22 protein-coding genes, 2 tRNA genes and 2 pseudogenes are annotated in these 25,990 nt (G+C 32.2%); 6 read left to right on the top strand and 20 right to left on the bottom strand.

Annotation, left to right across the window (positions count from 1 at the left end; genetic code table 11):
- Nucleotides 1-21 precede the first annotated feature (21 nt).
- Nucleotides 22-660: pseudogene (locus LQ694_RS03140) on the bottom strand (sulfite exporter TauE/SafE family protein); the annotation flags it as partial.
- On the bottom strand, nucleotides 660-920 hold the full coding sequence (cstR, locus tag LQ694_RS03135) for a persulfide-sensing transcriptional repressor CstR (RefSeq protein ID WP_000220507.1): 261 nt from the start codon (nucleotides 918-920) through the stop codon (nucleotides 660-662). The pseudogene LQ694_RS03140 and the gene cstR, both read right to left, overlap by 1 nt.
- A gap of 135 nt (nucleotides 921-1,055) precedes the next feature.
- Between cstR and LQ694_RS03130 the strand changes: the two genes are divergently transcribed.
- Together LQ694_RS03130 and cstB are read left to right on the top strand one after the other, a co-directional pair.
- Nucleotides 1,056-2,120, top strand: a complete 1,065-nt coding sequence (locus LQ694_RS03130) for a DsrE/DsrF/DrsH-like family protein (RefSeq protein WP_000438836.1) — start codon at nucleotides 1,056-1,058, stop codon at nucleotides 2,118-2,120.
- Between the two features lie 33 nt (nucleotides 2,121-2,153).
- A pseudogene (cstB, locus tag LQ694_RS03125) lies at nucleotides 2,154-3,488 on the top strand (persulfide dioxygenase-sulfurtransferase CstB).
- A gap of 113 nt (nucleotides 3,489-3,601) precedes the next feature.
- On the opposite strand, the gene LQ694_RS03120 reads toward cstB, so the two are convergent.
- Nucleotides 3,602-4,750, bottom strand: a complete 1,149-nt coding sequence (locus LQ694_RS03120; RefSeq protein ID WP_000427807.1) for an ROK family transcriptional regulator — start codon at nucleotides 4,748-4,750, stop codon at nucleotides 3,602-3,604.
- Nucleotides 4,751-5,069: 319 nt separating this feature from the next.
- Between LQ694_RS03120 and psm-mec the strand changes: the two genes are divergently transcribed.
- The gene (gene psm-mec / locus LQ694_RS03115; protein WP_014532405.1) at nucleotides 5,070-5,138 is read left to right on the top strand and encodes a phenol-soluble modulin PSM-mec; all 69 of its coding nucleotides are present in this window, start codon (nucleotides 5,070-5,072) and stop codon (nucleotides 5,136-5,138) included.
- A gap of 84 nt (nucleotides 5,139-5,222) precedes the next feature.
- On the opposite strand, the gene mecI is transcribed toward psm-mec, so the two are convergent.
- A complete protein-coding gene (mecI, locus tag LQ694_RS03110; RefSeq protein WP_000369214.1) occupies nucleotides 5,223-5,594 on the bottom strand; it encodes a mecA-type methicillin resistance repressor MecI in 372 nt (123 codons plus the stop codon).
- Nucleotides 5,594-7,351, bottom strand: coding sequence for a beta-lactam sensor/signal transducer MecR1 (mecR1, locus tag LQ694_RS03105; RefSeq protein WP_000952923.1), 1,758 nt, complete (start codon nucleotides 7,349-7,351; stop codon nucleotides 5,594-5,596). The genes mecI and mecR1 overlap by 1 nt, the downstream gene beginning before the upstream one ends.
- A gap of 96 nt (nucleotides 7,352-7,447) precedes the next feature.
- On the opposite strand from mecR1, the gene mecA reads away from it, so the two are divergent.
- Nucleotides 7,448-9,457 (top strand): PBP2a family beta-lactam-resistant peptidoglycan transpeptidase MecA, encoded by a 2,010-nt coding sequence (gene mecA, locus LQ694_RS03100; protein WP_063852655.1) that lies wholly within the window; start codon nucleotides 7,448-7,450, stop codon nucleotides 9,455-9,457.
- Between the two features lie 45 nt (nucleotides 9,458-9,502).
- On the opposite strand, the gene LQ694_RS03095 is transcribed toward mecA, so the two are convergent.
- The 3 genes from LQ694_RS03095 to LQ694_RS03085 all read right to left on the bottom strand — a co-directional run bounded on the left by LQ694_RS03095 (nucleotide 9,503) and on the right by LQ694_RS03085 (nucleotide 12,077).
- Complete coding sequence (locus tag LQ694_RS03095; protein ID WP_000872606.1) at nucleotides 9,503-9,931, bottom strand: MaoC family dehydratase; 429 nt, start codon at nucleotides 9,929-9,931, stop codon at nucleotides 9,503-9,505.
- 96 nt (nucleotides 9,932-10,027) lie between these two features.
- Nucleotides 10,028-10,771 carry a glycerophosphoryl diester phosphodiesterase gene (locus LQ694_RS03090; RefSeq protein ID WP_000958858.1) on the bottom strand — a complete coding sequence of 248 codons (744 nt, stop codon included), beginning with the start codon at nucleotides 10,769-10,771 and terminating at the stop codon, nucleotides 10,028-10,030.
- 916 nt (nucleotides 10,772-11,687) lie between these two features.
- Nucleotides 11,688-12,077 carry a hydroxymethylglutaryl-CoA synthase gene (locus LQ694_RS03085; RefSeq protein ID WP_020444595.1) on the bottom strand — a complete coding sequence of 130 codons (390 nt, stop codon included), beginning with the start codon at nucleotides 12,075-12,077 and terminating at the stop codon, nucleotides 11,688-11,690.
- Between the two features lie 35 nt (nucleotides 12,078-12,112).
- On the opposite strand from LQ694_RS03085, the gene LQ694_RS03080 reads away from it, so the two are divergent.
- Complete coding sequence (locus LQ694_RS03080; protein ID WP_001106057.1) at nucleotides 12,113-12,787, top strand: IS6-like element IS257 family transposase; 675 nt, start codon at nucleotides 12,113-12,115, stop codon at nucleotides 12,785-12,787.
- A 31-nt stretch (nucleotides 12,788-12,818) separates the two neighbouring features.
- On the opposite strand, the gene LQ694_RS03075 is transcribed toward LQ694_RS03080, so the two are convergent.
- The 10 genes from LQ694_RS03075 to LQ694_RS03030 all read right to left on the bottom strand — a co-directional run bounded on the left by LQ694_RS03075 (nucleotide 12,819) and on the right by LQ694_RS03030 (nucleotide 21,536).
- Nucleotides 12,819-13,058, bottom strand: coding sequence for a hypothetical protein (locus LQ694_RS03075; protein ID WP_001282728.1), 240 nt, complete (start codon nucleotides 13,056-13,058; stop codon nucleotides 12,819-12,821).
- A 414-nt stretch (nucleotides 13,059-13,472) separates the two neighbouring features.
- Complete coding sequence (locus tag LQ694_RS03070) at nucleotides 13,473-14,729, bottom strand: MrcB family domain-containing protein (RefSeq protein WP_000566670.1); 1,257 nt, start codon at nucleotides 14,727-14,729, stop codon at nucleotides 13,473-13,475.
- 219 nt (nucleotides 14,730-14,948) lie between these two features.
- On the bottom strand, nucleotides 14,949-15,428 hold the full coding sequence (gene rlmH, locus LQ694_RS03065; RefSeq protein WP_025906271.1) for a 23S rRNA (pseudouridine(1915)-N(3))-methyltransferase RlmH: 480 nt from the start codon (nucleotides 15,426-15,428) through the stop codon (nucleotides 14,949-14,951).
- 293 nt (nucleotides 15,429-15,721) lie between these two features.
- A complete protein-coding gene (locus tag LQ694_RS03060; RefSeq protein WP_078104517.1) occupies nucleotides 15,722-16,504 on the bottom strand; it encodes an MBL fold metallo-hydrolase in 783 nt (260 codons plus the stop codon).
- A 40-nt stretch (nucleotides 16,505-16,544) separates the two neighbouring features.
- Complete coding sequence (locus LQ694_RS03055; RefSeq protein ID WP_103360472.1) at nucleotides 16,545-17,336, bottom strand: two-component system regulatory protein YycI; 792 nt, start codon at nucleotides 17,334-17,336, stop codon at nucleotides 16,545-16,547.
- Nucleotides 17,336-18,676, bottom strand: a complete 1,341-nt coding sequence (locus LQ694_RS03050; protein WP_231401493.1) for a YycH family regulatory protein — start codon at nucleotides 18,674-18,676, stop codon at nucleotides 17,336-17,338. The genes LQ694_RS03055 and LQ694_RS03050 overlap by 1 nt, the downstream gene beginning before the upstream one ends.
- On the bottom strand, nucleotides 18,651-20,492 hold the full coding sequence (gene walK / locus LQ694_RS03045; protein WP_048542839.1) for a cell wall metabolism sensor histidine kinase WalK: 1,842 nt from the start codon (nucleotides 20,490-20,492) through the stop codon (nucleotides 18,651-18,653). The genes LQ694_RS03050 and walK overlap by 26 nt, the downstream gene beginning before the upstream one ends.
- Before the next feature lie 9 nt (nucleotides 20,493-20,501).
- Nucleotides 20,502-21,203, bottom strand: a complete 702-nt coding sequence (gene yycF, locus LQ694_RS03040) for a response regulator YycF (RefSeq protein ID WP_025906262.1) — start codon at nucleotides 21,201-21,203, stop codon at nucleotides 20,502-20,504.
- A gap of 167 nt (nucleotides 21,204-21,370) precedes the next feature.
- Nucleotides 21,371-21,443, bottom strand: a tRNA-Asp gene (locus LQ694_RS03035).
- An 18-nt stretch (nucleotides 21,444-21,461) separates the two neighbouring features.
- A tRNA-Glu gene (locus tag LQ694_RS03030) sits at nucleotides 21,462-21,536 on the bottom strand.
- Nucleotides 21,537-21,643: 107 nt separating this feature from the next.
- Here LQ694_RS03030 and LQ694_RS03025 point away from each other — a divergent pair.
- The gene (locus LQ694_RS03025; protein WP_025906261.1) at nucleotides 21,644-22,528 is read left to right on the top strand and encodes a YitT family protein; all 885 of its coding nucleotides are present in this window, start codon (nucleotides 21,644-21,646) and stop codon (nucleotides 22,526-22,528) included.
- A gap of 439 nt (nucleotides 22,529-22,967) precedes the next feature.
- On the opposite strand, the gene LQ694_RS03020 is transcribed toward LQ694_RS03025, so the two are convergent.
- Nucleotides 22,968-24,254, bottom strand: coding sequence for an adenylosuccinate synthase (locus tag LQ694_RS03020; RefSeq protein WP_048542847.1), 1,287 nt, complete (start codon nucleotides 24,252-24,254; stop codon nucleotides 22,968-22,970).
- A 286-nt stretch (nucleotides 24,255-24,540) separates the two neighbouring features.
- Nucleotides 24,541-25,941, bottom strand: a complete 1,401-nt coding sequence (gene dnaB, locus LQ694_RS03015; protein ID WP_025906258.1) for a replicative DNA helicase — start codon at nucleotides 25,939-25,941, stop codon at nucleotides 24,541-24,543.
- Nucleotides 25,942-25,990 lie beyond the last annotated feature (49 nt).

The raw sequence follows: 25,990 nt of genomic DNA, 5'->3' as shown, positions 1-25,990 counted from the left end.
TTCAGAAAATGATCATCATTCAATTATCAAAAAAATTGCACTTTCTACTGGTATATATCCTTGCATTAATTTTATAAAAAATGCCCCTACTGAAGATATAAAAGCAATTGCTATGCTATTGTTCACTACCGTATTCATTGGTAATTTAAATAATGCTAATAATACAGGAATGATGATAAATGCTCCACCTGCACCCACAATTCCCGAAATTACACCAATTCCAAATCCAACTATAATAAATAGCAAAGGTTTAGATTTCGTCTCTTGTGTAGTAGGTTTAACTTTAATAAACATCAATATTAAAGCAAGTATGGCGATTATTACATATACCGTATTTACAAAAGTAGCATTAAACAAACTAGCTAAAATTGCCCCTAACATGCTTCCAATCAACATACCCCCTCCCATATATATAACAAGTTTAGGAGAGAAAGCTGGTTGTTTTCTTGCATTTAATGATCCACTAAGTGTACTGAAAAATACTTGACTAGAGGTAAGTCCCGAAGCAATATATGCACTATACGCAGGTATACCTATTAATGGTGGCAATATAAGAATAGCTGGGTAAATAATAATTGCGCCCCCAATACCTATTAATCCAGATATAAATCCACCCAGTACGCCAATTAGCAACATAATAGTCATATTTGCTATATCCATTATTTACTTTTAACTAATAAATTAACTGCTTCATTAATTAATTCTTGAGAACTTTCATTATTTTCTTCTGCTGTTTTAACGCATTCTATTAAATTTTCACTAATTATAATCCCCATTAAACGTTGTATAGAACCTTTAGATGCACTAAGTTGCGTAATTATATCTTTGCAATCTTTTTCTTCTTCCATCATTTTTACGACACCATTTAATTGACCTTGTATTCTATTTATACGATTAATCATTTTTTTATCATAAGTCATATTCATTTCCTCCACATAAATTGATTAAGTTAATAATAATAAATTAAAACAAAATTGTCAAATACCCCTATAGGTATTTGGCAAATGATTCTATCCGTTTTATTATACCCTCATAGGTATTTATAGGAGGTAAGTATGGAACAATACAAAGAAGTACACATTAATTCATTAAACAAAGAAGAATTAGAAAAATTGGCAAAAATGGGTCAATTGATTGATGTTAGAACAAAAGAAGAATATGAATTAGGACACATTAACGGTTCAACTTTACACCCAGTAGAAGAGATTAAATCATTCAATAAGAATAGCAACAAAACGTATTATATACATTGTAAAAGCGGTAACCGAAGCACTAAAGCTTGCGATTATTTAGCCAAACAAGGTTATGATGTCGTGAATTTAAAGGGTGGATATAAAGATTATGAAGCAAAGAACTTCAATAGTGCTCCTTTAATAGAAAAAGATATTGAAATCAAAGAGAATCGTAAACAATTTGATTTTAGAGGTCTTCAGTGCCCTGGACCTATTGTTAATATCAGTAAAGAAATTAACAATATTTCAACGGGTGAGCAAATCGAGGTAACAGTTACAGATCCTGGTTTCAATAGTGATATTAAAAGTTGGGCGAAACAAACAGGGAATACCCTTGTAAATCTTACTGAAGAAGCAAATGTAATTAATGCAATTATTCAAAAAGAAAAGCCAAAAGAATTTGAAATCAATGACACTGCTACAGGTACAACAATTGTTTTATTTAGCGGTGAGTTAGATAAGGCAGTAGCAGCAATGATCATCGCAAATGGCGCTAAAGCAGCAGGTAAAGATGTAACTATTTTCTTTACTTTTTGGGGCCTCAACGCATTAAAAAAAGCGCAATCAACTCGCGTTAAAAAGAAAGGTATTTCCAAAATGTTTGACCTTATGTTACCTAAGGATCCAATACATATGCCATTATCAAAAATGAATATGTTTGGACTAGGTAATATTATGATGCGTTATGTAATGAACAAGAAAAATGTTGATTCTTTATACTCACTTATCGATCAAGCAATCGATCAAGATATAAAGTTAATTGCTTGTACCATGAGTATGGATGTTATGGGAATTTCAAAAGAAGAATTAAGAGATGAAGTCGATTATGGTGGCGTAGGTACTTATATTGGACATACTGAGCAAGCAAATCATAACTTATTTATCTAATCAATAAAATCTATTTTAAAAAGGAGTTTTTTTTTGTTTTTCAAACAATTTTATGAAGACAATTTTTCACAAGCATCTTATTTAATTGGATGTCAACGTACAGGAGAAGCAATGATTATTGACCCTATACGAGATTTAACAAAATATTTAAAAGTTGCAGATAAAGAAGGATTCACAATTACTAAAGCTGCAGAAACACATATTCATGCTGATTTTGCTTCAGGTATTAGAGATGTGGCAAATAAATTGAATGCAAGTATATACGTATCTGATGAAGGTAAAGATGAATTTAATTATAAAAATATGCCTAAACAAACACATTTCGTTAAGCATCAAGATATTATCTATTTAGGAAAGATTAAATTAGAAGTCTTACACACTCCAGGCCATACCCCTGAGAGTATTAGTTTTTTACTTACTGACGAAGGTGGGGGTTCCAGTATACCAATGGGATTATTTAGCGGTGACTTCATCTTTGTTGGTGATGTAGGTAGACCAGATCTATTAGAAAAAGCTGTAAATGTTGAAGGTTCTACAAAAATCGGAGCAAAACAAATGTATCAGTCCATACAATTTGCTGCAACATTACCAGACTATATTCAAATTTGGCCAGGTCATGGTGCAGGGAGTCCTTGTGGTAAAGCGCTAGGTTCATTACCTACAACTACTTTGGGTTATGAGAAAATAAACAACTGGGCTTTTAATGTTAAAGATGAAACTTCATTTATCGAAACTTTAACACTCAATCAGCCAGCTCCACCACACCATTTTTCACAAATGAAAAAAATAAATCAATTTGGTATGCAAATGTACCAACCATATAATGTTTACCCTAGTTCAAGCAATACACAAACTGCTTTTGATCTTCGAAGTAAAGAAGCATTCCATGGTGGTCATATGCATGGAACTATCAATATTCCTTTTAATAAAACTTTTATAAATCAAATTGGTTGGTATTTAGATTATGACTAAGATATTGAATTAATTGGCGATAAATCTACCGTTCAACAAGCTATTCATGCTTTACAATTAATTGGTTTTGAAAATGTAAAAAGTTACCGTTTGCCACAAACAAATATCGTCACATCATCTATTCATAGTTCTGAAATGACTGGTGAAGAACATAATGTATTAGATGTTCGTAATGATGATGAATGGCGTAAAGGTCATTTAAAACAAGCAATTCATATTCCTCACGGTAAACTTTTAAATGAAGATATACCTTTCGATAAAAATGACCTAATTTATGTACATTGTCAATCAGGTGTTAGAAGTTCAATAGCGGTAGGAATATTAGAATATAAAGGATTTACGAATATTGTTAACGTTAGAGGTGGCTATCAACATTTACCAGCATTTTTAAAATAGTTTTCTTCTGCAATAGAACTATAAAAATCCCTCAATCCGAAAATTCAATTCGGATTGAGGGATTTTTTTATAAAGACAATTACGAACTTTGATTATTCATTTGAATTAGTTTTTTATGCTTTTATATCTAAGTAAATATCATTAATCTGTAGTACTTTTTGGATAATTGCTAATGTACCACCTAGCAAAGTTGCAAATTTGACATTAGATGTTAACTTTATTTGAATTTCGTTACGTGAATATTGTTTGAACTGGTTCTTAATTGCTTCTAATATTTCAGGCATTTCATTGAACAATGGACAGTTAATGTAAATTGCATTCGGATTAAACTGGGTGTTTAAATTATGTATTAAAACAGCAATTTTATTTATAAATTGTTCCATTTCTTCAACTACGACTGGATTTTTTTCATTATAAAATTGAATTAATTTGCTAAGCGTCATCTTCTCATTTAGTTGATTACTTAAATTATGCAGTAAAGCTTCTTGTGAAAAAATATCTTCAATCTTATGAAAGATCTCCACATTATCGCTAACTTTTGAGACAAGTGTTTTTCCAATTTCACCCGCTTCCCCATTTGCACCACGATACAATTGATTATTAATAATAAGCCCAGCACCAATACCTTTATGTATACTTAAAGCAATAAGATTATTGTAGGATAAATTATGATTAAAATTACGTTCATATAACGCTGAAAGATTCGCTTCATTTTCAACTACGACTGGAACATTAGTAATTTCTTTTATTTTCTTAGCAATTGAAATTCCTTCAGTTTCATGGAATGGTAAATATGTCACATGCTGCTCATTATCCACAACTCCATGTATAGAAACAGACACACCTAATAGTCCGTTATAAGTATCAAGTTTCTCCTGAATATCAATATGTTTTTTTATTATGCTTAATATACTACTAACCTTTTCATCAGGTAAATCATAAGATTCATGCTTAATGACATTACCATCAAAATAATTGTACATCACTTCAACAGAACTATAAGTTAAATCCAAAGAAATAAAATAACCATAAAGATGATTAACCTTCAGAAGAATAGGTTTTCTACCACCACTCTTCGTGCTATCACCCTCACCAACCTCATTAACAAGAGATTTATACTTTAACTTATTCAAAATACTAGAAATCGTTGCCTTATTAATCTCAAGATTTTTAGATATTTGAGTACGCGAAATATTATGATGGTTATAAATTTCCCTTAGCACTCTTTTTTCATTATCATTTATATTTAAAATATTTTCCATAATTGCCTACCCCATAAGTTATTTTGAATTTAGTTTATAGTTTATCATGTATTTTTATACCAACTATTTTAACATAAATTAAATTAAACCTTAGAACAACTTAAAACCTCACTTAGGTTATCATCTTCGTTCTTTTATTTTTTTTATTATTTCAATAAATTACGTATTTCCAATATGACGATTTTTTATGCAAAGTCGTTGTATGTTTTTCAAATTTTTGACATTTATGCAATCTAAATAGCCAATTAGGGAATTTTTAACATTTTTTATTTGTTTGATATTATACTTAATGTATCTTAAATAGAAAGAGGGTATGCATATGGATTTCACTGGTGTTATTACAAGCATTATTGATTTAATCAAGACTTGCATTCAGGCTTTCGGTTAATTTTTTCAACTAAAAAACAGAGGAAATATTCAACGACTTGATTGTTTCCTCTGTTTTCTATGTATTGTTGTAAACACAACAATTTTATTTTTTATTCAATATATTTCTCAATTCTTCTATTTCATCTTGTGATAGATCTTCTTTTTCTACAAAGTTTAAGACAAGTGAATTGAAACCGCCTTTGTATACTTTATTGATAAAGTTTTTAGATGTTTTATATTTTATATCACTTTCTTCTACAAGAGAGTAATATTGAAAAATTTTATTGTCTTTTTTACGATCTATAAATCCCTTTTTATACAATCTCGTTATAAGTGTACGAATGGTTTTTGGACTCCAGTCCTTTTGCATTTGTATTTCTTCTATTATATTATTCGCACTTGCATATTTTTTCATCCAAATGATATTCATAACTTCCCATTCTGCAGATGATATTTCATACGTTTTATTATCCATTATATTAACTCCATTTCTTTTAAAATACGCTCAGAAATTTGTTGTGCTTTTTCGCCATTCGCATTGTCTTCGCCTTTTAAATGTGTAGCAAAATAATACGTATTATCTTTCGTTTCAACATAACCTACGAACCATCCATTTGCTTCTTTGTGATTCACGATTCCTGTTCCAGTTTTACCTACATATTTATAAGTATCTTTTTGTTTCAAAGTCATACTATTTTCAACTTTTTCAATAGCCTTATTATCAAAATGCATGTTATGTTGTTTCATATTTTTCAACAAATTAACCTGTTCTATTGCAGAAATTTTTAATGAAGATTCATTCCAATAATTTTCATTCCCTGATATTTCTTCATTACCATATTCAATTAGATCTAAATAAGATTTAACCTCATCTTGTCTTAAATGTTTGTTTAAATTTTCGTAATACCAATTTACTGAATATTTCATTGAAGAATTTAAATTTTGATCTTGGTTCCATTCTTTAAATGGATATTGATGTTTATCCCATTGTTGTTCAGTATGATTTAATGAGAGTAAATTTTGGTCGAATGCCATTAACGCTAAATAAATTTTGTAAGTAGAATTAGGTGAATATCGTTGTTTACTTTCTGGTTCATTATAAATAGAATAAGCTTGCTCCCGTTCATTATAAAGCACAAAACTTCCATCAAATCCTTTGAAATACGGAGCTAGTTGATTTAATTTTTTATATGATACATTTGTTTCATATTTGTCTTGTTGAACATGTGCAGATAGTAACGGTGCTTGTATTAAAAGCGATATACTACATACAATATACGCAACAATACGCTTGTTTCGATTAGGTTTAGGCATTGAATCATAAAGTGCAATATACTTAACACGTTCTTTAATATTTGAATTAAAACCTAGTAAATATTGTGCTGCCACATTATTTATGTGCTGAGATTTTAAAATAGAGCATTTTAATATCGATTCACCATAACGTATATGTTCATGGCGATTCAAAATTTTTAAAACGTTTCTATCACATACTTTTTCACAGTCATTGTCCATCATTGTTTTACTTATATATAGTGCAGGATTAAACCAGAATATCATTTTAAAAACAACATAAAGCTGGTTGAATATTAAGTCATGACTTTTCACATGTGATAGTTCATGTAGAATAATATATTCAATTTCTTTGTCATTCATGGTTTCGACTACGACAGTTGGTAGTACAATTTGGGATTTCACTAAACCAAATACCATCGGATTATCAATGTTTGAACTATAACTAATTGTTATATGCTTTTTGTAGAACTGCATCTTACTTTGACATACTTTAAGTCGTTCATTAAGATATGACGATTCCAATGACGAACTTTTAATAACATCAATTTGTCGGAATGCCTTAATCATATAAAATAAGCACAACAAACTACCAAATACCCATATCAAAAGAATCATATACGTTATATTTGAGGTCTCAAACTGATTAACATTAATTGCTAAGTCTTTCGTAACAGATGATTGTTGACCATCTAACATATGACTAACCGAAGAAGTCGTGTCAGATACATTTCGATTCATCATATCTTTTGAAAATGTAAAATTCGATATTTTGTAAAATGGTATTAATGGAATTAACGTGGAGACGAGCACTAATAACCAAATCTTATGTGACATAATATTTTGAGTATATTTTATATAGAGCATTCTCACTAAAAAAATTACACATATCGTGAGCAATGAACTGATTATACTTAACATTAAAAAAGATGATAACACCTTCTACACCTCCATATCACAAAAATTATAACATTATTTTGACATAAATACTACATTTGTAATATACTACAAATGTAGTCTTATATAAGGAGGATATTGATGAAAAAGATAAAAATTGTTCCACTTATTTTAATAGTTGTAGTTGTCGGGTTTGGTATATATTTTTATGCTTCAAAAGATAAAGAAATTAATAATACTATTGATGCAATTGAAGATAAAAATTTCAAACAAGTTTATAAAGATAGCAGTTATATTTCTAAAAGCGATAATGGTGAAGTAGAAATGACTGAACGTCCGATAAAAATATATAATAGTTTAGGCGTTAAAGATATAAACATTCAGGATCGTAAAATAAAAAAAGTATCTAAAAATAAAAAACGAGTAGATGCTCAATATAAAATTAAAACAAACTACGGTAACATTGATCGCAACGTTCAATTTAATTTTGTTAAAGAAGATGGTATGTGGAAGTTAGATTGGGATCATAGCGTCATTATTCCAGGAATGCAGAAAGACCAAAGCATACATATTGAAAATTTAAAATCAGAACGTGGTAAAATTTTAGACCGAAACAATGTGGAATTGGCCAATACAGGAACAGCATATGAGATAGGCATCGTTCCAAAGAATGTATCTAAAAAAGATTATAAAGCAATCGCTAAAGAACTAAGTATTTCTGAAGACTATATCAAACAACAAATGGATCAAAATTGGGTACAAGATGATACCTTCGTTCCACTTAAAACCGTTAAAAAAATGGATGAATATTTAAGTGATTTCGCAAAAAAATTTCATCTTACAACTAATGAAACAGAAAGTCGTAACTATCCTCTAGAAAAAGCGACTTCACATCTATTAGGTTATGTTGGTCCCATTAACTCTGAAGAATTAAAACAAAAAGAATATAAAGGCTATAAAGATGATGCAGTTATTGGTAAAAAGGGACTCGAAAAACTTTACGATAAAAAGCTCCAACATGAAGATGGCTATCGTGTCACAATCGTTGACGATAATAGCAATACAATCGCACATACATTAATAGAGAAAAAGAAAAAAGATGGCAAAGATATTCAACTAACTATTGATGCTAAAGTTCAAAAGAGTATTTATAACAACATGAAAAATGATTATGGCTCAGGTACTGCTATCCACCCTCAAACAGGTGAATTATTAGCACTTGTAAGCACACCTTCATATGACGTCTATCCATTTATGTATGGCATGAGTAACGAAGAATATAATAAATTAACCGAAGATAAAAAAGAACCTCTGCTCAACAAGTTCCAGATTACAACTTCACCAGGTTCAACTCAAAAAATATTAACAGCAATGATTGGGTTAAATAACAAAACATTAGACGATAAAACAAGTTATAAAATCGATGGTAAAGGTTGGCAAAAAGATAAATCTTGGGGTGGTTACAACGTTACAAGATATGAAGTGGTAAATGGTAATATCGACTTAAAACAAGCAATAGAATCATCAGATAACATTTTCTTTGCTAGAGTAGCACTCGAATTAGGCAGTAAGAAATTTGAAAAAGGCATGAAAAAACTAGGTGTTGGTGAAGATATACCAAGTGATTATCCATTTTATAATGCTCAAATTTCAAACAAAAATTTAGATAATGAAATATTATTAGCTGATTCAGGTTACGGACAAGGTGAAATACTGATTAACCCAGTACAGATCCTTTCAATCTATAGCGCATTAGAAAATAATGGCAATATTAACGCACCTCACTTATTAAAAGACACGAAAAACAAAGTTTGGAAGAAAAATATTATTTCCAAAGAAAATATCAATCTATTAACTGATGGTATGCAACAAGTCGTAAATAAAACACATAAAGAAGATATTTATAGATCTTATGCAAACTTAATTGGCAAATCCGGTACTGCAGAACTCAAAATGAAACAAGGAGAAACAGGCAGACAAATTGGGTGGTTTATATCATATGATAAAGATAATCCAAACATGATGATGGCTATTAATGTTAAAGATGTACAAGATAAAGGAATGGCTAGCTACAATGCCAAAATCTCAGGTAAAGTGTATGATGAGCTATATGAGAACGGTAATAAAAAATACGATATAGATGAATAACAAAACAGTGAAGCAATCCGTAACGATGGTTGCTTCACTGTTTTATTATGAATTATTAATAAGTGCTGTTACTTCTCCCTTAAATACAATTTCTTCATTTTCATTGTATGTTGAAAGTGACACTGTAACGAGTCCATTTTCTTTTTTTATGGATTTCTTATTTGTAATTTCAGCGATAACGTACAATGTATTACCTGGGTATACAGGTTTAATAAATTTAACGTTATTCATTTGTGTTCCTGCTACAACTTCTTCTCCGTATTTACCTTCTTCTACCCATAATTTAAATGATATTGAAAGTGTATGCATGCCAGATGCAATGATACCTTTAAATCTACTTTGTTCTGCTTTTTCTTTATCTATATGCATATATTGAGGATCAAAAGTTGTTGCAAATTGGATAATTTCTTCTTCTGTAATATGAAGGCTTTTTGTTTTGAATGTTTCTCCTACTATAAAATCATCGTATTTCATATATGTCTCTCTTTCTTATTCAAATTAATTTTTTAGTATGTAACATGTTAAAGGTAAGTCTACCGTCACTGAAACGTAAGACTCACCTCTAACTTTCTATTGAGACAAATGCACCATTTTATCTGCATTGTCTGTAAAGATACCATCAACTCCCCAATTAGCAAGTTGGTTTGCACGTGCTGGTTTGTTTACAGTCCATACGTTCAATTCATAACCCGCTTCTTTTACCATTTTTACTTTTGCTTTAGTAAGTTTGGCATCTTCAGTGTTTACTATTTTAGCATTACAGTAATCTAAAAGTGTTCTCCAGTCTTCACGAAACGAAGTTGTATGGAATATAACTGCTCTGTTATATTGTGGCATGATTTCTTCTGCAAGTTTAACAAGCACAACATTAAAGCTTGAAATGAGCACTTCTTGATTCTGATTTAAGTTTGTTAATTGTTCTTCCACTTGCTTAACCATACTTTTAGAAAGTGCTAGTCCATTCGGTCCAGTAATACCTTTTAATTCTACATTTAAATTCATATTATATTCATTTGCTATTTTTACTACATCATCGAAAGTTGGCAAATGTTCATCTTTGAATTTTTCACCAAACCAAGATCCTGCAGAAGCATCTTTAATTTCATCATAATTCAATTCAGTTATTTCCCCGGACATATTTGTAGTCCGTTCTAAATAATCATCATGAATGATAATCAGTTGTTCATCTTTTGTAATTGCAACATCTAACTCCAACCAGTTTATACCTTCTACTTCTGAAGCAGCTTTAAATGATGCAATTGTATTTTCCGGAGCTTTACTAGGTAATCCTCTATGTCCATATACAGTTAGCATATTACCTCTCCTTGCATTTTTATTTTTTTAATTAACGTAACTGTATTATCACATTAATCGCACTTTTATTTCCATTAAAAAGAGATGAATATCATAAATAAAGAAGTCGATAGATTCGTATTGATTATGGAGTTAATCTACGTCTCATCTCATTTTTAAAAAATCATTTATGTCCCAAGCTCCATTTTGTAATCAAGTCTAGTTTTTCTGTACCCCTTATCTGCAATTTTACTTAGGATTGCTTTTAACTTACCTCTTATCTGCAATTTTACTTAGGATTGCTTTTAACTTACCCCTTATCAGCAATTTTACTGAGAACTGCTTTTAACGCACCTCTTATCTGCAATTTTGCCTAGAACTGCTTTTAACGTACCTCTTATCTGCAATTTTACTGAGAACTGCTTTTAACTTACCCCTTATCAGCAATTTTGCATGGAATTGCTTTTAACGTACCTCTTATCTGCAATTTTACTTAGAACTGCTTTTAACAAACCTCTTATCTGCAATTTTACTTAGAACTGCTTTTAACGTACCTCTTATCTGTAATTTTACTGAGAACTGCTTTTAACAAACCTCTTATCTGCAATTTTACTTAGAACTGCTTTTAACAAACCTCTTATCTGCAATTTTACTTAGAATTGCTTTTACTATTCCTCTTATTAGTATAATCTCAGTAAGAATGCGTATAAAAATGAAAATTACAACCGATTTTGTAAGTGCTGACGCCTGAGGGAATAGTATGTGCGAGAGACTAATGGCTCGAGCCATACCCCTAGGCAAGCATGCACGTACAAAATCGTAAGATAAAAAAATAAGCATATCACTGTAAACTTTAAAAAATCAGTTTAGTGATATGCTTATTTATTTCGAGTTAGGATTTATGTCCCAAGCTCATCAAGCACAATCGGCCACTAGTTTATTTCTCTATCTTATATGTTCTGATATGGTCTTCTATACTGTATAAGTATACTTTTGAATATGGATCTTGTGTCAATTCACGTTCGAAATCAAATTCTTGATTATCAAATCTGTTAAAGAATGTTTCGTATTCTTCGACTGATAATTGCTCTCTAGATTCTAGCATATTTAAGTGTTTCTCTTTATCTAATGCTTTGTCATATCCTTTAACGATTGAACCACTAAAGATTTCTCCTACTGCTCCTGAACCATAACTAAATAGACATACTTTCTCTTCTGGTTGGAATGTGTGGTTCTGTAATAACGAAATTAAACTTAAGTATAATGATCCTGTATAAATGTTACCAACATCTCTATTCCATAATACGGTTCTGTTGCAAAGTTGAATTTATAGTATAATTTTAACAAAAAGGAGTCTTCTGTATGAACTATTTCAGATATAAACAATTTAACAAGGATGTTATCACTGTAGCCGTTGGCTACTATCTAAGATATACATTGAGTTATCGTGATATATCTGAAATATTAAGGGAACGTGGTGTAAACGTTCATCATTCAACGGTCTACCGTTGGGTTCAAGAATATGCCCCAATTTTGTATCAAATTTGGAAGAAAAAGCATAAAAAAGCTTATTACAAATGGCGTATTGATGAGACGTACATCAAAATAAAAGGAAAATGGAGCTATTTATATCGTGCCATTGATGCAGAGGGACATACATTAGATATTTGGTTGCGTAAGCAACGAGATAATCATTCAGCATATGCGTTTATCAAACGTCTCATTAAACAATTTGGTAAACCTCAAAAGGTAATTACAGATCAGGCACCTTCAACGAAGGTAGCAATGGCTAAAGTAATTAAAGCTTTTAAACTTAAACCTGACTGTCATTGTACATCGAAATATCTGAATAACCTCATTGAGCAAGATCACCGTCATATTAAAGTAAGAAAGACAAGGTATCAAAGTATCAATACAGCAAAGAATACTTTAAAAGGTATTGAATGTATTTACGCTCTATATAAAAAGAACCGCAGGTCTCTTCAGATCTACGGATTTTCGCCATGCCACGAAATTAGCATCATGCTAGCAAGTTAAGCGAACACTGACATGATAAATTAGTGGTTAGCTATATTTTTTTACTTTGCAACAGAACCGAAAATAATCTCTTCAATTTATTTTTATATGAATCCTGTGACTCAATGATTGTAATATCTAAAGATTTCAGTTCATCATAGACAATGTTCTTTTCAACATTTTTTATAGCAAATTGATTAAATAAATTCTCTAATTTCTCCCGTTTGATTTCACTACCATAGATTATATTATCATTGATATAGTCAATGAATAATGACAAATTATCACTCATAACAGTCCCAACCCCTTTATTTTGATAGACTAATTATCTTCATCATTGTAAAACAAATTACACCCTTTAAATTTAACTCAACTTAAATATCGACAAATTAAAAAACAATAAAATTACTTGAATATTATTCATAATATATTAACAACTTTATTATACTGCTCTTTATATATAAAATCATTAATAATTAAACAAGCCTTAAAATATTTAACTTTTTTGTGATTATTACACATTATCTTATCTGCTCTTTATCACCATAAAAATAGAAAAAACAAGATTCCTAAAGAATATAGGAATCTTGTTTCAGACTGTGGACAAACTGATTTTTTATCAGTTAGCTTATTTAGAAAGTTTTATTTAAATTACAGTTTCTATTTTTATTAGATCACAATTTTATTTTAGCTCTTGTTCAAGTAATCATTTTTCGCCAAAAACTTTATACTGAATAGCTTCTACATTAAATACTTTGTCAATGAGATCATCTACATCTTTAAATTCAGAATAATTTGCATATGGATCTATAAAATAAAATTGTGGTTCTTTACCAGAAACATTAAATATTCTTAATATTAAATATTTCTGCTTATATTCTTTCATAGCAAACATTTCATTTAGCGACATAAAAAATGGTTCCTCAATACTAGAAGATGTAGATGTTTTAATTTCAATAAATTTTTCTACAGCTTTATCTGTATTTGTTGGATCAAAAGCTACTAAATCATAGCCATGACCGTGTTGAGAGCCTGGATTATCATTTAAAATATTCCTAAACTGTTCTTTCTTATCTTCGTCTATTTTATTATCAATTAGCTCATTAAAGTAATTTAGCGCTAATTTTTCTCCAACTTTACCGGTTAATTTATTCTCTTTATTTGATTTTTCAATTTCTGAATCATTTTTAGTAGTCTTTGATACACCTTTTTTATATTTTGGAATTATTCCTTTAGGTGCTTCCACTTCCTTGAGTGTCTTATCTTTTTGTGCTGTTCTAATTTCTTCAATTTCGCTGTCTTCCTGTATTTCGTCTATGCTATTGACCAAGCTATCATAGGATGTTTTTGTAACTTTTGAAGCTAATTCATTAAATAGTTCTAAAAATTTCTTTAAATCCTCTAGCATATCTTCTTCTGTGAATCCTTCATTCAAATCATAATATTTGAATCTTATTGATCCATGAGAATATCCTGATGGATAATCATTTTTTAAATCATAAGATGAATCTTTATTTTCTGCGTAATAAAATCTTCCAGTATTAAATTCATTTGATGTAATATATTTATTGAGTTCGGAAGATAAAGTTAATGCTCTTTGTTTTGCAGCATTTTTATCCCGCGGAAACATATCACTTATCTTTGACCATCCTTGATTCAAAGATAAGTATATGCCTTCTCCTTCCGGATGAAAAAGATATACCAAATAATATCCATCCTTTGTTTCTTTTGTTATATTCTCATCATATATTGAAATCCAAGGAACTTTACTATAGTTCCCAGTAGCAACCTTCCCTACAACTGAATATTTATCTTCTTTTATATGCACTTTTAACTGCTTGGGTAACTTATCATGGACTAAAGTTTTATATAGATCACCTTTATCCCAATCAGATTTTTTAACTACATTATTGGTACGTTTCTCTTTAATTAATTTAAGGACCTGCATAAAGTTGTCTATCATTTGAAATTCCCTCCTATTATAAAATATATTATGTCTCATTTTCTTCAATATGTACTTATTTATATTTTACCGTAATTTACTATATTTAGTTGCAGAAAGAATTTTCTCAAAGCTAGAACTTTGCTTCACTATAAGTATTCAGTATAAAGAATATTTCGCTATTATTTACTTGAAATGAAAGACTGCGGAGGCTAACTATGTCAAAAATCATGAACCTCATTACTTATGATAAGCTTCCCCACGCATGATCTTAAACGCGCGATACACTTGTTCCATCAGGATGACTTTCATCATTTGGTGTGGGAAGGTCATTTTGCTGAATGATAGGGCGTAGTTGCTGCGTTGTAATACTTTTTGATGCAGTCCGTTTGATCCGCCGATGATAAATGTGATGTGTGAATTGCCTCTTGTCATGAGGTTATCGATTTCTTTACTGAGTCCTTCGCTTGTTAACATTTTTCCTTGTATTTCCAGGGTAATAACGTAACTGTCTTGTTTGATTTTAGACATGATTCTATCCGCTTCTTTTTCTTTCACAATCTCTATATCTTTATCGCTCATATTATCGGGTGCTTTTTCATCTGCTACTTCGATGAGTTCTGTCTTTGTATATGCACCTAAGCGCTTATTATATTCATCTACGGCTTGTTTCCAGTATTTCTCTTTTAGTTTACCTACCGTTATGATTGTTATCTTCATTTTTATCCACCTTTATTCATCTTGTTAAAAGTTATCCACATGTTATTAACTTATGCACAGTTTTCTTTATTATTATATCAACAATTTTACTTTTTTGTACGTTTTCTAAATATTAAGTCGTTTATTTTTATACATTTTATTATGATTTATCCACGGATTTATATACATTGTGGATAAATCCGTGGATAACTACCTATATTATTCACAGTTTGTGGACATTTGTGTGTAACTGTGGGTATATATGTGCACAAACTAAAAAGATATCCCCAACTCAATAATTGGGGATATCTTTTTTAAATGTAGTATATTGGTGTTGCTTTTTCTTTATCTGTATCACATAAAATGACTTCTTTATTTGTATCAATATCATGTTCGTTTAATACTTGTCCAACGCTCATTCTTGCTAAATCTTTCATGTTGTTGTCTTGGCTTAAGTGTGACAGATAGATACGCTTCGTACTTCCTGTTATAACATCACACATTGCATGTGCTGCATCTTCGTTAGATACGTGACCCATGTCGCTTAATATACGTTGTTTCGTCTTCCATGGATATTTGCCCATTCTTAACATATCCACATCATGATTACTTTCGAATACAAAGGCATCACTTCCGTGTATCATACCTTTCATGCGGTCTGACACGTAGCCTGTATCTGTAATCATCGTTAACTTTTTATAGTCGTGATTAAAGATATAGAACTGTGGGTCTATTGCGTCATGTGACACGCTAAATGATTCGATATCCATACCTGCTAAAGTCTTAGTTTCATATGGTTCAAAATGGAACTTTTGATCTAGTGGTATGTTTTTATCTTTAGCTTCTATCATTTGCCATGTCTTTTTGTTCGCATAGATAGGAAGTTTATACTTTCTTGCGAGTACACCTAACCCTTTTATGTGATCGATATGTTCGTGGGTTACTAAGATACCTTCTAAGTCGCTGATGTTACGGTCAATTTGTTGAAAGAGACCTTCAATTTTCTTTCCTGTTAAGCCAGCATCGACAAGTAGGCTTCCTTTATCTGATTCTATATAAGTGGCATTTCCTGTACTGCCACTTGCGAGTACGCTCATTGCGATCACAAGTGTTCATCTCCTTTAATTACTGCTTCTCTTACGATTCTTCTAAGACGGTAGATTCTGGTTTAATGGCATCGATATACAATGTCTTCGTATCTGTTTTACCGTCTTTTTCGGATTTAATTTTAACTTCCCATGACGGTACAAGTACTTGTCCGCCTATTTCTTTAACGACACTGTAGTAGCCTAACCTTACAGACTCTACTTTATCGCCTTTTTTAAGGTACGTGTTGTAATACAATGTCTCTAAAGCTGTCTTCGCATCTGCTATTTTACGTTTATTGTTGTTGTCGCCATTACCCGGTTTAAGTTTGTCTAAATACGTTTGTGTAAATGACTTAGCTCTACCATTATCCATATCTATGACGATTTGTCCTTTGTTGTTGTTAAGTATTGGTAAATCTTCATAGTTTTGTTCATAGACGACTTTGTTTTTATCTGTGTTGTTCTTTTTATATTCGTAATCTTTACCTTTAAAGGCATCTTTATTAATAAAGCTCTTAAATGACGACTGTTTACTATCTTTATCTAAATCTGCATTGACGTCTTTATTGATTTTCGTGTCTTTTTCACTTAATGAATAAACACCTTCAAGTTCATCTGAATCGAACGATTTACTACTACCTGTTATGGCTTGCATCTTCTTATCTCGATATTCTGGTAACTGCGGGATGTCTATGCCTTCTTTAGCAAAATTGACATCTGATTGTGCATTTGATTCTTGAACGATAGAATTATTTACTTTATTAAAGTATACAACGACCAATCCTATATTAATGAGAATAAACACAATGATGAAGAGTGACTTAGCATGTTTCCAATCCATTAAGAAAGCCCTCCATTCTCGTACCGTTTCCATTCACCGTCATATTTGACATACCATTTCGGTGTAAATTCAATCGTGTCTTGTAAGTTATTAATTTCGTCTTTTGGCAATGATAAATCATAGCCAATTGCTAAATTCGTAACTTTATTAAAATCAATCGAACCATTTGAAGCTAGGTTAAATCTAACTTCTTCAGATGAAGGTAATTCATCCGCTTCTTTTTTAGACGGTACGGCTACACCTGTTGTAATAAGACCACGATTGTATTCATTAATCGTATCTCTACCCCACACCGCTTCAATAGATGATAACTTATCATCATTAAACACTGGGTAATTATTTAAGAACATTTGATAGTCTATTTTACCAGACTTTCGATCTGTGCCAAATAGACGGAATTCATCTGTATAACCTGCATGTTCATTAATAAATTTAAATGAATTTGTAATCGATTTTGACATATCTTTTTGACGATTTTCATCTTCTGATAAATTCGTATAACGATATGTTTGTTTCGCTTCATTCACGGTAGAAATCCCCGTATTGTTGTTATATGTCGAAACGTTATGTTCATTACTACGCGCAATCACTGAATCACCAAGAATAACATCATTTAATTCAGATACGGATATTTTGTTAGAAACGTAACGGTAAATATTCATATTATCTGCATTCTCTGGTGCATAAATTTGATAGATTTCATTCGTAGTCGTCTCATTTGTAATCATGCCTGTATAAGGTTTCAAATCTGGTGCTGCTTCTTTATTCACCTTATCAAATTGCGTGCTTTTAATATTTGTCTGTAGTTTAACAGCCTTTTGCTTATTCTCACTTAAAAGATACACAACAGCTTCTTTCGTTGATTTCGTATCTACAAGTATTCGGTCAAAATTAATATTAGGATAATAGTCCATATTCATGCCTAATACTTGGTTTAAGTACATTTCACTCGGGATGCTATCAGGGAAGTCTAAAATCGTATATCTTTCAGATAAATCTTCAAGTTGAACAACTGACTCACTGCTTAGAATATCGACTTTCTTCACTTCTTTACTTAACAATTGGTCAGTAATCTTCTTGATATCTTTCACGTTAGAAGTCCCTTTTACGTCCGTGCCATTTCGATTAATCATTCTAAACGGCATAATCACACTATCAATAGGCTTACTAATTTTAGGTCCAATAGAAGGTGTTTCTGTATTCACATCTGTTTCTAAATCTGTCAGTTCAGGTGTAAATGTCCATACACGGTATGTCATAAACACACTGATAAGCACAAGGATTATGAGGATAGCAGATTTAATCAGTTCTCTATTACGCATCCCAATCACCAAACTCATCTTCCATGACTTCACATGGCAATGTTATATAAATGGATGTACCTTGACCTTCTTTACTGCTCGCCCATATTCTACCTTTATGTGCTTCTACGATTTCTTTAGTGATAGCTAAACCTAAACCTGTACCACCCATTTTACGTGCTCTCGCTTTATCTACTCTGTAGAAACGATCAAATATTTTATCTACTTTATTCACCGGGATACCAATACCATTATCTTTAATTTGTATTGTCATTCGGTTATATAAAGTATTTTGTTTCACATGAAACTCTACACGTTTATGAGATTCTTGTGAGTATTTAATCGCATTTGTAATAACGTTATCAAACACTTGTGTCATCTTATCTGGATCAATTTCAACGAATAAACCTTTAACAGGTATGTCTCTAATAAATGTCACGTTCTTACCTTGTGTCATTTCATGTCTGTTAATGATTTTGTTAATAAACATGTTAAAATCAATCAATTCAGAGTTCATTTGATCACTTGAACTGTCCATTTTAGAAAGTTGTAATAAGTCATTAACAAGACGAATCATACGGTCTGTTTCTTCACGTGTAACATTTAAGAATGTCGGTGCAACTTCAGGATCACGCCAAGCACCTTCTTCTAATGCTTCTATATAACTTCTCATAGATGTTAATGGCGTACGCAATTCATGTGAAACATTCGCAACGAATTCGCGACGTTCATTTTCTAAAATGTGCTGCTCTGTAACGTCATGTAATACGGCAATATAACCATTGATAAAGCCAGTATCTTGGATAATTGTACTGAAGTTAACACGTGCGATAATGCCTTCTTCACTATTAATATCAATAATGAAACTATCATTATTCTCCTGTAAGTCATCTAATGAATAATCATCATCAATATTTAGAATATCTAGTATATGTTTCGCTTCTACATCGGCACGTTCTAGACCTAACATTTTAAGCGCCATTTCATTAATAATACGTACGCGACCGCGTCTATCAGTGGCAAGGACACCATCGCTCATATGCGTGATAACCGAGTCTAGACGACGCTTTTCACTTTCAGTATTCGCTTGTGCTTCTTGTACACGTTTAGATAAGTTGTTAAATGACAGCGCAAGTTCACCGATTTCGTCATTTCCGTATATCTTAACGCGCTGCGTATAGTTACCTTTAGACATTTCTAACGTTTGGTTACGCATGTCTGATATAGGTTTCGTAATGGTTCTCGCAATAAAGAAACCGAGCACGATTGTGATCAATAATGAGATTGCTGTACCGATGATGAAGATTTGGTTAATGTTGTTTAACTGTTCGTAAACAGAATCAATATCTGACTCAACATATATATCTCCGACAACTTCACCTTCGTATTCGACAGGTTTATTTTTGATCCATACTCTATTACTATCCGATGAATCATTTTTTAATACGATTTTATCATTAGCTTTTCCTAATGATAACGCCTTTTGAACAGAGCTATCGTTTACTTTTTGATTGACGGTATTTTGATTAGTAGCTTTAGATGTCGCCACAATAATTTGATCTTGATCAATAAACTTAATCTCATCAATTTCAGTTCTATTGGCATAATCATCTAATATACTTTGTATTTCTTTTTGGAAGTTCCGATTTGGATCTTCTGAGTTGTACGTTTTCTTTATGTTGTAATTAATCTGTTTCACGTGCTGTTCAATATTTGTCTTGAAGTTACGTGTCAGTTCTTTCTCAAGACTATTTGTAAAATATAATCCAATAATTTGCATACCAATAATGATTAATAAAACATAAATAACGACAAGTTTAATGTGTAAGGACTGAAACTTCTTTAGCCAATTCATAATATCAGCCTACTCTTGTGTTTGTAGGAAATAACCCACACCTCTACGCGTCACAATATATTCTGGGTGTGATGCATCGTCTTCGATTTTTTCACGTAGACGACGTATCGTAACATCAACTGTACGTACATCTCCAAAATAATCATAACCCCATACAGTTTGGAGTAAGTGTTCACGCGTCATAACTTGTCCAATATGTTTTGCTAAATAATGAAACAATTCAAATTCACGGTGTGTCAATTCGATATCTACACCACGTTTTTTAATTGAATATGCATCAGGGTATACCGTAATATCTTTAATGACGATTTCATTTGTTTCTTCGTCTTCTGTTTGTGTTGGTTGAGAATAATGTCTACGTAAGTTTGCTTTCACACGCGCGATTAATTCACGTGTTGAAAAAGGCTTCGTCACATAATCATCTGCACCTAACTCTAACCCTAGAACTTTATCAATTTCTGAGTCTTTAGCTGTTAACATAATGATTGGCATTTCAAATTTCTTACGAACCTCTCTACATACTTCCATACCATCTCTACCAGGTAGCATAATATCTAATAATACGATGTCTGGTTCTTCTGCATATATCAAATCTACTGCGTCATTACCGTCATATGCGCAATAAACATCATAACCTTCTTTTTTTAAATTAAATTCAAGTATATCTGCAATTGGTTTTTCATCATCAACGACTACTATTTTTCTAGCCATACATTTACCTCATTTCTTTTTGAAAATAAGTATCTCTAAGCACACAATTGTGCATGATATCCTATACTATAATTTAACACTATTTGTCTATTAATTCTATTGTTTGACGTTAATCTATGATTGAACAACAAAAAAATGCTTATCGTTATTACGATAAGCATTAAAAGCGGTCCCGACGGGAATCGAACCCGCGATCTCCTGCGTGACAGGCAGGCATGTTAACCGCTACACCACGGGACCTTATGTATAAAATTGAGATGGTGACCCCTACGGGATTCGAACCCGTGTTACCGCCGTGAAAGGGCGGTGTCTTAACCGCTTGACCAAGGGGCCTCTGTTTAACACAAGATTGATTATAGCATGAATAATATACAGAAGACAAGATTTTATTTTAAATTTTTTATATAATAAATATAGAAGTACTAAAAAGGGATGATAATATGGAACAAGCACAAGTTATTAGAAAAGGACATCGTAAATTACGTAAAGGAGAAATCCTCAAACGATTCATATTTATCACCATCGGCAGTATATTAATGGGGGTAGGGTTAGAATTATTTTTAGTTCCTAACAATTTACTAGATGGTGGCATTGTCGGTATCGCAATTATTTTGAGTCATCTCACCAATTTAAAGCTTGGATTATTTATCTTTCTACTAAATATTCCGTTTTTCTTTTTAGGATACAAGCAGATTGGTAAGACATTCACGATTTCTACAATTTACGCAATTACAATATTATCTATTACAACAGCCTACTTACATCATTTTGATCCTTTTATTAAAGAAGCGTTTTTAGTAACGATCTTTGGAGGCGCAATTATTGGTTTAGGCGTAGGTCTCGTAATACGATATGGAGGATCTTTAGACGGATCTGAAATCAGTGCTATCTTAATCAGCAGTAAAGCACCATTTTCAGTAGGCGAAATCGTCATGTTGATTAACTTCTTCATATTTACAGCTGCAGGATTTGTATTCAATTGGGAATCAGCGATGTTTTCCGTTATTGCATATTTTATAGCTGCTAAGATGATTGACGTAACCGTTCAAGGATTTGATGAATCAAAAGCCGTATGGATCATCAGCGATACATATAGAGATATCGGAGAAGCCATCAATGACCGACTCGGTAGAGGTGTGACATATCTGAATGGAGAAGGCGCATATACAGGCGAAGATAAAAAAGTCGTATTCTGCGTCATCACACGATTAGAAGAATCCAAACTAAAAGATATCGTAACAGAAATAGACAATACCGCATTCCTATCAATCGGTGACGTGAGCGAAGTAAAAGGCGGACGCTTTAAGAAAAGAGAAATACATTAATAAATCACTGTAATATGCATAAGAATTTATGATTTCAAAGTATAGATAGACGTCTATGATTGCGGACAGTCTTAATTAGGGAGCCTGATTAAGTTAGTGACTAGAGCGCAGTTGGTAGACAACCTTGAAATGATAAGTTTTTATGCTTTTTTTGTTTGGGTGGATGTAGGTGGTTGAGGATGTATGGGGAGAGTCAGGTTGGGTTCGCGGATAATCTCTTGGCTTTATTCAGTACTTAAGCCATGACTTGGACGATCTCTTTGCTTTATTCATCAGTTAAGATAAGACTTTCCCAATCTCGTGAGTTTATTACACCTTTAACTCACATCTTCACCCTATCTCGTCCACTTTTCCAAATCCACTCACACCTTACAACACCTTTTCCCAATATGAAAAAACCAGCAGATACGCTACATATCTGCTGGTTTCTCTTTATTTATTAATCCCATAAGTTTTCTAATAGGTTTGTTTGGTTTCTATCTGGTCCTACTGAGAAGATAGAAATTTTAACGTTACATAATTCAGAGATGCGTTCTAAATAACGGCGTGCGTTATCTGGTAATTCTTCTAGTGAACGGCATCCTGTGATGTCTTCTTCCCAACCTGGTAGTTCTTCAAAGATTGGTTTACAACGTTCTAATTCGTTTAAGTTTGCTGGATATTCAGTGATTTCAACACCATCAATTTCGTATGCTGTACAGATTTTAACTGTTTTTAATCCTGTTAATACGTCAATTGAGTTGATTGATAAATCTGTAATACCACTTACACGGCGTGAGTGACGTAGAACTACTGAGTCAAACCAACCTACACGACGTGGTCTTCCAGTTGTTGTACCGTATTCACGACCTACTTCACGGATATGGTGACCATCTTCATCAAATAATTCTGTTGGGAATGGACCGTCTCCTACACGAGATGTATAAGCTTTACATACACCAATTACTTTAGATACGTATGTTGGACCAACACCGCCACCTACTGTAACGTTACCTGCAATTGGATTACTTGAAGTAACGAATGGATATGTACCGTGGTCGATATCTAACATCACGCCTTGAGCACCTTCGAATAATACTTTTTCATTGTTTACGAAAGCATCATCTAATAATTTAGCTGTGTCTGTTACATAATCTTTCAAACGTTGTCCTGCTGCATAGTAAGTTTCAAAAATTTCTTCAAAAGTGAAACCTTCAGCGTTAAACATTTTTTCGAATAATTCATTTTTATATTCAAGATTTTCTTTTAAGCGCTTTTCAAAAGTTTCTTTATCTAATAAATCAGCCATACGGATACCGATACGTTGTGCTTTATCTACATAAGCTGGACCAATACCTTTTTTAGTTGTTCCAATTTTGTTGTCACCGCGTTTTTCTTCTTCTAATTCATCTTGTTTAAGATGGTATGGTAAGATGACTTGCGCACGGTTTGAAATTCTTAAATTGTCTGTTGCAACTCCGCGCTCATTTAAAGCATCTAATTCTTTCAATAAAGCTACTGGATCAACAACTACACCGTTACCGATAACACTCGATTTCTCTTGATAGAAAATACCTGATGGTACTAAATGCAATTTGTAAGTTTCTCCATCAAATTTAATTGTGTGACCTGCATTGTTACCACCTGAAAAACGTGCAATAACGTTTGCATCCTCTGCTAAGAAATCTGTAATTTTACCTTTACCTTCGTCTCCCCATTGCGTCCCAACGACTACGATTGATGACATGTGAGCACCTCCGCTTTTTCTCATTAACCATTAAGTATTCTATCAGTACTATCCTTAAATTGCAAACTAAAAACGAACATTGATTACGAGTGTTAAATTACAATTCTTATTCATGTTGGAATTGCTAAAAAACACCTTAACCACAGTATTTAAAAGGATTATAATCGTTTTATTCATTTTCAAAAACACAAACTTAAGCACATAAGTGTTACTTTACACAAAACAAAAGACGTACATTTTTTCATATTTTACAATAAATGTACGTCTTTTAACTTAAAAACTTTTTTTATCCAAATTCCATTCCAGCATGTTGATAGTCAATATCGGTGAATTTGTTATATTGTTTCATGAAGTGTAGTTTAACGGTTCCTGTTGGGCCGTTACGTTGTTTAGCGATAATGATTTCAATTTCACCATTCTCGTCTTGTGCACCCGCATCAACCGCTTCTCCGTCTTCATCTTCGCCACCTCTTGAATAATAATCATCTCTATATAAGAAAGCAACAATATCAGCATCTTGCTCAATCGAACCAGATTCACGAATATCACTCATCATTGGTCTCTTATCTTGTCGTTGTTCAACACCACGAGATAACTGACTTAACGCAATAACAGGACATTCTAATTCTCTTGCGATTGCTTTAAGCATACGAGAAATTTCTGATACTTCTTGTTGTCTATTATCTGAGCTACGAGAACCACTACCTTGAATTAATTGTAAGTAGTCAATCATGATCATATCTAATCCATGTTCTTGTTTGAGCCTACGACATTTAGCACGAATATCCGTAATTCGGATGCCTGGTGTATCATCGATAAATATTTTCGTTCTTGATAGTTTACCTACTGCAACTGTAAACCTGCTCCAGTCTTCCTCGGTCATTGAACCTGTACGCAATCTATTTGAATCGACATTTCCCGTACTACATATCATACGTGTAGCAAGTTGATCGGCACCCATCTCTAAAGAGAAAATACCGACTGAATACAAGTCTTGGTGCGTTGCAACTTGTTGTGCGATATTTAATGCGAAGGCAGTCTTACCTACTGATGGACGTGCCGCAATAATGATTAAATCATTTCGGTTAAATCCTGCTGTCATTTGGTCTAAATCTCGATAACCAGTTGGTATACCTGGTGTTTGTCCATTATTTTGATCGAGCTGTTCAGCATTATCAAACACAATACTTAATACATCTTTAATATCTTTGAAGCCTTCCGTACCTCTTGAAGCAGAAATCTCTAAAATTCTCTTTTCTGCATCTCCTAACAATGATTCTAAATCAAGCTCAGGATTATACCCATCTTCAGCAATACTATCCGCCACACGAATGAGTTGGCGTTTCACTGCATGTTTAAACACAATATCTATGTAGAAATGTATGTTTCTTGTTGTTGGGACATTATTTGCTAATTCTGCTAAATAAGCTGGACCGCCCGCTTCTTCTAATAAAGATTCTGCTGCTAACTGGTCCATCAATGTAACAGAGTCAATTTCTTTATTCTGTTCATTTAGCATTAACATTGCTCTAAATATGTGTTGATGATTTGCACGATAGAAAGCTTCAGGTATTAATGTTTCACCTGTTGAGTTAATCAGTTCAGGATCAATCAAGATTGCACCGATAACAGATTGTTCAGCCTCTATACTATGGGGCATTTGTTTTGGATTCATCATATTATCCATACCATCCATACTGATTACTCCTTTCCATTTTTTAATAATTTTTATTATA

The organism is Mammaliicoccus sp. P-M58 (assembly GCF_022386165.1).
Lineage (GTDB): Bacteria > Bacillota > Bacilli > Staphylococcales > Staphylococcaceae > Mammaliicoccus > Mammaliicoccus sciuri.
This window is presented reverse-complemented; position numbering and strand designations above follow the sequence as displayed.